The organism is Paraburkholderia caffeinitolerans (assembly GCF_902859945.1).
In the GTDB taxonomy this organism is placed as follows: domain Bacteria; phylum Pseudomonadota; class Gammaproteobacteria; order Burkholderiales; family Burkholderiaceae; genus Paraburkholderia; species Paraburkholderia caffeinitolerans.
Genome location: NZ_CADIKL010000120.1, coordinates 1 through 923, shown reverse-complemented (window position 1 = coordinate 923; position 923 = coordinate 1). Strand labels below are relative to the sequence as shown.

The 923-nt window shown below is 63.9% G+C and carries 1 protein-coding gene; it reads right to left on the bottom strand.

Annotated features, from left to right (window positions below):
* Positions 1-923 (bottom strand): ABC transporter ATP-binding protein (locus HV773_RS36535; protein WP_175198559.1); only part of this gene is annotated, 923 nt, incomplete at both ends.

Below are 923 nucleotides of genomic sequence, written 5' to 3'. Positions count from 1 at the left end.
CCCTCGTTCATGAGGTGCGAGCTGGAGAGGTTCGAGACGATGGTTTTGCCGCCGGGCAGGCGCACGTGATAGAGCGAGTAGCTGCCCATGTAGGCGACGTCGGTAACCACGCCGCGCGCCCAGTTGTGCGGCGTGCCGGGCTTCTCGTGCGAGACCCGCACGCGCTCCGGACGCACCGAAATGCCCACCGGCATGCCGAGCGGCCCGGTAATGCCATGGCTCACGTACATGCGCGTTTCGAGGTCTTCGCTTTCGACGTAGATGTGATCGGGCTCGTCTTCGACGACCTTGCCTTCGAACAGGTTGGTCGAGCCGATGAACTCGGCCGAGAAGCGGCTGTTCGGGAATTCGTAGACGTCATTGGGCGCGCCGATCTGCACGATGCGGCCTTCGCTCATCACCGCGAGGCGGTTGGCCATCGTCATCGCCTCTTCCTGGTCGTGCGTGACCATCACACAGGTGACATCGACCTTCTCGATGATGTTCACGAGTTCGAGCTGGGTCTTTTGGCGGATCTTCTTGTCGAGCGCCGACATCGGCTCGTCGAGCAGCAGCAGCTTCGGGCGCTTGACCAGCGAGCGCGCGAGCGCGACGCGCTGCTGCTGGCCGCCCGAAAGCTGATGCGGTTTGCGCTTGGCATAGCGGCTCATCTGCACGAGATTGAGCGCATCGGCCACGCGTTCGCGGACCTCGTTCTTCGGCACGCCTTCCTGCTTGAGGCCGAACGCGACGTTCGATTCCACACTCATGTGCGGGAACAGCGCGTACGACTGGAACATCATGTTGACCGGGCGGCGATACGGCGGGAGCGTCGCGAGGTCTTCGCCGTCGACGAAGATCTTGCCCGAGGTGGCCGTTTCGAAGCCCGCGAGCATGCGCAGCAGCGTGGACTTGCCGCAGCCCGAGCTGCCGAGCAGCGCGAA